Origin of the sequence: Actinophytocola sp., from assembly GCF_045807065.1 — a bacterium.
Taxonomy (GTDB): Bacteria; Actinomycetota; Actinomycetes; order Mycobacteriales; family Pseudonocardiaceae; genus Actinophytocola.
The window spans coordinates 1-6,251 of record NZ_JBJMIE010000738.1 but is presented as its reverse complement, the minus strand read 5'-3'; the positions used below and the strand labels follow the sequence as shown (position 1 = coordinate 6,251).

Genomic DNA, 6,251 nt, shown 5'->3' with positions numbered 1-6,251 from the left:
TCTCCGAGAAGGAGAAGAAGATCACGGCCTACCACGAGGGCGGGCACGCGCTCGCCGCGTGGGCCATGCCGGACCTGGAGCCGGTGTACAAGCTGACGATCCTGCCGCGCGGCCGCACGGGTGGGCACGCGCTCGTCGTCCCCGAGGACGACAAGCAGCTCATGACCCGCTCGGAGATGATCGCGCGCCTGGTGTTCGCGCTGGGCGGACGCTCGGCCGAGGAGCTGGTGTTCCACGAGCCCACCACGGGCGCGTCCTCGGACATTGAGCAGGCCACCAAGATCGCGAAGGCGATGGTCACCGAGTACGGCATGTCGGCCAAGCTCGGCGCGGTCAAGTACGGCCAGGAGCAGGGCGACCCGTTCCTCGGCCGGTCGATGGGCCACGCGCCGGACTACTCGCTGGAGGTCGCGCACGAGATCGACGAGGAGGTGCGCAAGCTCATCGAGGCCGCGCACACCGAGGCGTGGGAGGTGCTCAACACCTACCGCGACATTCTCGACAGCCTCGTGATCGAGCTGCTGCAGAAGGAGACGCTGCAGCGCAAGGACCTGGAGCGGATCTTCTCCGGCGTGGAGAAGCGGCCGAGGATCACGGCGTTCAACGAGTTCGGCGGCCGCACGCCGTCGGACAAGCCGCCGATCAAGACCCCGGCCGAGCTGGCCAAGGAGCGCGGCGAGCCGTGGCCGCCGGTCCAGGAGGAGGCGCCGACCCCGGTGCGCACCGCCCCCGGCGGTGGCGAACTGCCGGGCGGCCCACCGCGATCGAACCCGGAGCCGCCGGGCACCAACGGTGCCGGTCCGAACGGGTTGCCGCAGCCGGGTCCGTACCCGGGTGGTCCGTACGGCCAGCCGTACCCCGGCTCCTACGAGCCGCACGGCAACGCGGGGCCGCCGAACTACGGTGCGCCTCCCGGGTGGACCCCGGCGACCAGGCCGCAGCAGGGCAACAACCAGCCGTGGCGCCCGTCGTGGGACCAGCCCCGGCAACCGCAGCAGCCACAGTCCGATCAGGACGGCCAGGACGGTTCCGACCGCCCTGACGGGCCAGAATGGGATAGTGGTCGCTGAGGGGTCCTGAGGTTGGGGACCCGCACGGCGACCGGAGGCAGGCTGTGACAGTTGACGGGTCCCAGCGGGGCCCGCTGTACACCGGCGGGTCGGTGTTCGACCAGGAACGGGCGGAGAAGGCGGTCCGGGAGTTGCTGCTGGCGTGCGGCGAGGACCCGGACCGCGAGGGCCTGCAGGACACCCCGAAGCGCGTCGCCAGGGCGTACCTCGAGATGTTCGCCGGCCTGTACACGAACCCGGACGAGGTGCTGGACCGCACGTTCGACGAGTCCCACGAGGAGTTGGTGCTGGTCACCGACATCCCGATGTACTCGACGTGCGAGCACCACCTGGTGCCGTTCCACGGTGTCGCGCACGTCGGCTACATCCCGAACGAGCAGGGCAAGGTCACGGGCCTGTCGAAGGTCGCCCGCCTGGTCGACCTCTACGCCAAGCGCCCCCAGGTGCAGGAGCGCCTGACCTCCCTGGTCGCCGACGCGCTGGTCCGCAAGCTGGAGCCGCGCGGCGTCATCGTCGTGATCGAGGCCGAGCACATGTGCATGGCCATGCGCGGCGTCCGCAAGCCCGGCTCTCGCACGACGACGTCCGCGGTGCGCGGCATGTTCCGCAGCTCGGCGACGTCCCGCTCGGAGGCCCTCGCCCTGATCAACGGGCGCACCCGGTGATCCGCGCCCTGCCCCGCCCCGGCCGCTGCGCGGTGATGGGCGTGCTAAACGTCACACCCGACTCCTTCTCGGACGGTGGCCGCTACCTGCACCTGGACGACGCGCTGGCCCACGGCGTGGAGATGTGGACCGACGGCGCGGACCTGGTCGACGTGGGCGGCGAGTCCACCAGACCGGGCGCCGACCGGGTCGCCCCGGACGTCGAGATCGACCGTGTCCTGCCGGTGGTCAGAGGCCTGTGTTCGGCGGGCGTCGCGGTGTCGGTGGACACGACCCGCGCCCGGGTGGCGGAGGCGGCGCTGTCGGCGGGTGCGGTGGTCGTGAACGACGTGTCCGGCGGCCTGGCGGACCCGGACATGGCCCGCGTGGTCGCCGAGGCCGGCGTGCCGTGGATCCTCATGCACTGGCGTGGCTACTCGAAGAACATGGACTCGCTGGCCACCTACGACGACGTGGTCACGGACGTTCGCGCGGAGCTGTCGGCCCGCGCGGACGCGGCCCTGGCGGCCGGCGTGTCCGCGGACGCGCTGGTACTGGACCCGGGCCTGGGCTTCGCGAAGAAGGCCGACCACAACTGGTCCCTGCTGCGCCGCCTGGATGTCCTGCTGGACCTGGGCTTCCCGGTCCTGGTGGGCGCGTCGCGCAAGCGCTTCCTGGGCACGCTCCTGGCGGACAAGGAAGGCGTCCCCAGGCCCCCGGACGGCCGCGAGGAAGCAACGGCGGCGATCTCGGCCCTGGTGGCGACGGCGGGCGCGTGGGGCGTCCGGGTACACGACGTGCGCCGCTCACTGGACGCGGTGAAGGTGGCGGAGGCACTGCATGGCTGACCGCATCACCCTGACGGGCCTGCGCGTACACGCCAACCACGGCGTCTTCGACCACGAGAAGCGCGACGGCCAGGACTTCGTGGTCGACGTGACGGTATGGGCCGACCTACCGGGCACCGACAACCTCGCGGACACGATCGACTACGGCGAACTGGCCTCGCGAGTGGCGACGATCGTCGGCGGCCCGTCACGCGACCTGATCGAAACGGTCGCCACGGAAGCGGCGGAGGACCTCATGGGTTGGAACCCCCGCCTCCACGCGGCGGAAGTGACCATCCACAAACCAGGCGCCCCGATCCCCCTGACCTTCGACGACGTGGCCGTGACGATCCGCCGCTCCCGAAAGCGCATGGGATGACCAGAGCGGTCCTGTCACTGGGCTCGAACCTGGGCGACCGCCTGGCGTTCCTACAGTTGGCGGTCGACGGCCTCCGTGATGTTCTGGAAAAGGTCTCCCCGGTCTACGAGACCGCGCCGTGGGGCGTGACCGACCAGCCGGACTTCCTGAACGCGATCGTGATAGCCCAGTCCCCGACCCTGGACGAGTGGGGCTGGCTGGCGCGGGCCCAGGACCTGGAGAAGAAGGCAGGCCGAGTCCGCGAACAACGCTGGGGCCCAAGAACCCTGGACGTGGACGTGGTCACCGTGGACAACGTGACGAGCGACCACCCCGACCTCCTGCTCCCACACCCAGGCACCCCGAACAGAGCGACGGTCCTGATCCCGTGGCTGGCAATAGATCCGACCGCGGAACTACCCGGCCACGGCCCGGTAAAAGCCCTCCTGGCCGCCCTCCCGGAAAACGACCGAGCAGACGTCCACGAACGCCCAGAGCTAACCCTCACAAGCTGACACCACCCGAACCTCGCTCTGTGGGCTCTGGCGTGCGGGTTCGAGCTTGGCGTGCGGGATCGAGCCTGGCCTCCGGCCCCCGGTTTCAAGCCCACGACAAGGCACCGACGAGTTCGGCCGTCGAAGATCATCGCCGGGGTAGTTATCCACAACTCCGACGGTTGTCCACAGCTTGACGCCCACTTGTCCACAGCCTGCGGGAAGTGTCGGTGCCGTGCCGTAGCGTGGTTCGAGGGGGCCGGAGGCCAGGTCAGCCCGTCGCTCGTAGGGCGGCCACGATCCATTCCGCCGCCGGGACCTGGGACGGCCACTGCGGCCAGCCGTTGATCACGGCCATCAGCTGCCAGTAGCGCTCCGCCCGCGCGTCGGTTCCGGTGACGATCTCGTCCGCGACCTCGGTCGCGGGCTTGCCGAACGCCGCCGCGATGTCGGCTGCCAGTGCCTGGCCGGCCGCCGAGGTCGGGGGTTCGCCCGCGGACAGTGCCGCCGTGGCCCGGGTTGTCCAGCCCAGCCACTGGTCCCGCGCCGCGCCGAACGGGGCGTCCACGACCTCCCCGGTGGCTCGCGCGGCGGCGTGTGCCTCGCCCATGGCGCGGATGCGGGCTCGGAAGTCCTTGTCGCGCACCAACTCGGCCAGTTCCAGCCATGCCTCCAGCTGCTCGGGCGACGGGTCGTCCGGCAGGGCCGGTTTGGCCGACCGCATTCCTGCGTTGAACTCCGGGTTGAGGTCCAGGCCCGCCGTCACCTCGTCCCAGAAGTCGTCGATCAGCGCGGCGCGTTCGGCGTCGGTCATGGCCGCCAGGTCCTTCATCAGTCGTACTCCATCCAGTTCGGTCTCGGTCCTGGCGATCGCGCGGAGCACGGCACGGCGCAGTTGCAGCACGCGGATCTGCTCGTCCAGCAGCTTCACGTGCTCGCGCGCCAACGCCGCCACCGGCTGCGTACCCGCGAGCGCCGCCGACGCGTCCGGCAGGCCGATGCCCAGCTCGCGCAGTGTGCGCAGCAGCTCCAGCCTGGCCAGCGACGCGCCGTCGTAAAGGCGGTACCCCGCCTCCGTGCGGTGTGCGGGCGGCAACAACCCCTCGTCGGAGTAGAACCGGATCGTGCGGGTGGTCAGGCCCGTTCGCCTGGCCAGCTCGCCGATCGTCAGGAACCCCATGTGCGGCATGTTCAACCCTCCAGTTACTGGAGAGTCAAGTACGGTTGGTGCCATGCATTTCACCCGGGCCCGGGATCTGGTCCTCACCGGGCTCGCCGCCGCCGCACTGATGTACCTGCTGGTGCGTCAGTTCTACGGGCAGATGCCACCGTTGCCGACTCTCGCCGGGATCACGTTGCTCATCCTCGCCGTGGTCGAGGCCGGCTTCGGGTTCTCGCTGCGGTCCCGCATCCGCAACCCGCACAGGGACGTCCAGCCGCTCACCGCCGCCCGGGCGGTCGCGCTCGCGAAGGCCTCGTCGGTGCTCGGCGCGATCATGCTCGGCGTCTGGGTCGCGATCCTCGCCTACGTGCTGCCGCGGCGTGTCGAGATAACGGCCGCGGCGGACGACCTCCCCAGCACCGTCGTCGGTGTGACCTGTTCGGCGGTGCTGATCGCGGCCGCGTTGTACCTCGAATGGTGCTGCCGCGCACCGCGTGACCAGGACAATCAACCACCCGAGCGGAGTTCTGGTGCGAATGGTTGATCGTGGTTCCGAATCGTAATGGTCTCGACCTCATAACGGACCGGTACGGTGTGTCCCATGAAAGCCCGCCGACCCTCCTCTGACGAGCCCGAGGCAGGCTCGTTGGGCGGGCGCGCACTCCTCGTCGGCGCGGTCGTCTTCGCCGGCGCGGCCACCGCGCTGCTGGTGCTGACCGACCAGGAGAAGTGGCTGCGGCTGGGCATCGTCGCGGGGCTGTGGGCCGCGCTGACCGGCGCGTTCCTCGCGGCCCGATATCGCAGGCAGCTCAGCGACCAGCGGGAGGCGCTGGCCGAGCGGCAGCGGATCTACGAGCTGGAGCTCGAACGCGAGATCGCCGCGCGGCGCGAGCACGAGCTGACCGTCGAGGCCGAGGCCAAGCGCAAGGCGGAGGAAGCCGCCCGCGACGACCTCGCCGCGCTGCGCGGCGAGCTGGCCAACCTGCGGCAGACGCTCGAGGGCCTGATAGCCGGCGAGTTCATGGTCGAGCGGTACGCCCTGCAGGCCGAGGCCAGCCGCATCCGCTCCCTCGGCGAGGACCGCTCGCTGTCCGTGCGCCGCGACGTCAAGCACCTGCCGGCCGCACAGGGCCAGCAGGTGAACATGGTCGTCCCGCCGGCCGGCCGCGAGGGAGAGACCGAGTTCATCGACCGCGTCCGCGAGGTGCACCAGACGGCGCGTCGCGAGCAGCCGCCGGTCCGTCCGGAGCCGCGGGTGGCGGACCCACGACCGCAGGCACAGCCACGCCAACCCGAACGAGTAACACCCGATCGGGTGAAGCCTGGCGCGCAGGCTCCCCGCCAGCCGCACCCGGCGGAGATGTCCGACCGGTGGTTCCTGCCGGACGGCCCCGCCGACCCGCAGCAGCAGCCGCCGCAGCCGCCGCCGCAGCAGCGCCGCACGGAGCAGCCGCGGCGCCAGGAGCCGCAGCGCCCGGCCGACCCGGCGCCGACACGCCGGTCCGTTCCCGTCAGCCGGGAGGCCGGCGAGCAGCAGTGGGGGACTTCCCGGGAGCAGCCGACTCCGGTCGCCCGCCACCTGGACCCGGCCTCAGCGAGCCATCCCGAGATGCCGCCGATTCGCCGACCCGACCCCGGACCGGCCAGCCGCCCGGATTCCGCCCCGGGTCGCCGCCCGGTCCCGACTTCGGCCAAC

General features: G+C 71.2%; 7 protein-coding genes and 1 pseudogene. 7 read left to right on the top strand and 1 reads right to left on the bottom strand.

What is annotated here, in order from left to right:
• From ACJ73U_RS43415 to folK, 5 genes and pseudogenes are all read left to right on the top strand, one after another.
• Positions 1 to 1,070 (top strand): annotated as a pseudogene (locus tag ACJ73U_RS43415) (cell division protein FtsH); the annotation flags it as partial.
• A gap of 44 nt (positions 1,071 to 1,114) precedes the next feature.
• Positions 1,115 to 1,735, top strand: coding sequence for a GTP cyclohydrolase I FolE (gene folE / locus ACJ73U_RS43410; protein WP_407783633.1), 621 nt, complete (start codon positions 1,115 to 1,117; stop codon positions 1,733 to 1,735).
• A 35-nt stretch (positions 1,736 to 1,770) separates the two neighbouring features.
• Positions 1,771 to 2,562 (top strand): dihydropteroate synthase, encoded by a 792-nt coding sequence (gene folP, locus ACJ73U_RS43405; protein ID WP_407783634.1) that lies wholly within the window; start codon positions 1,771 to 1,773, stop codon positions 2,560 to 2,562.
• A complete protein-coding gene (gene folB / locus ACJ73U_RS43400; protein WP_407783632.1) occupies positions 2,555 to 2,920 on the top strand; it encodes a dihydroneopterin aldolase in 366 nt (121 codons plus the stop codon). Before folP ends, folB begins: the two co-directional genes overlap by 8 nt.
• Positions 2,917 to 3,414 (top strand): 2-amino-4-hydroxy-6-hydroxymethyldihydropteridine diphosphokinase, encoded by a 498-nt coding sequence (gene folK / locus ACJ73U_RS43395; protein ID WP_407783631.1) that lies wholly within the window; start codon positions 2,917 to 2,919, stop codon positions 3,412 to 3,414. The genes folB and folK overlap by 4 nt, the downstream gene beginning before the upstream one ends.
• Before the next feature lie 250 nt (positions 3,415 to 3,664).
• Here folK and ACJ73U_RS43390 read toward each other — a convergent pair whose 3' ends face one another.
• Positions 3,665 to 4,573 (bottom strand): MerR family transcriptional regulator, encoded by a 909-nt coding sequence (locus tag ACJ73U_RS43390; RefSeq protein WP_407783630.1) that lies wholly within the window; start codon positions 4,571 to 4,573, stop codon positions 3,665 to 3,667.
• Positions 4,574 to 4,625: 52 nt separating this feature from the next.
• Here ACJ73U_RS43390 and ACJ73U_RS43385 point away from each other — a divergent pair, with 52 nt between their 5' ends.
• Both ACJ73U_RS43385 and ACJ73U_RS43380 read left to right on the top strand, forming a co-directional pair.
• Positions 4,626 to 5,099 carry a DUF3180 domain-containing protein gene (locus tag ACJ73U_RS43385; protein WP_407783629.1) on the top strand — a complete coding sequence of 158 codons (474 nt, stop codon included), beginning with the start codon at positions 4,626 to 4,628 and terminating at the stop codon, positions 5,097 to 5,099.
• A 57-nt stretch (positions 5,100 to 5,156) separates the two neighbouring features.
• The coding region (locus ACJ73U_RS43380) for a DUF6779 domain-containing protein (protein ID WP_407783628.1) at positions 5,157 to 6,251 on the top strand (1,095 nt) is incomplete at its 3' end.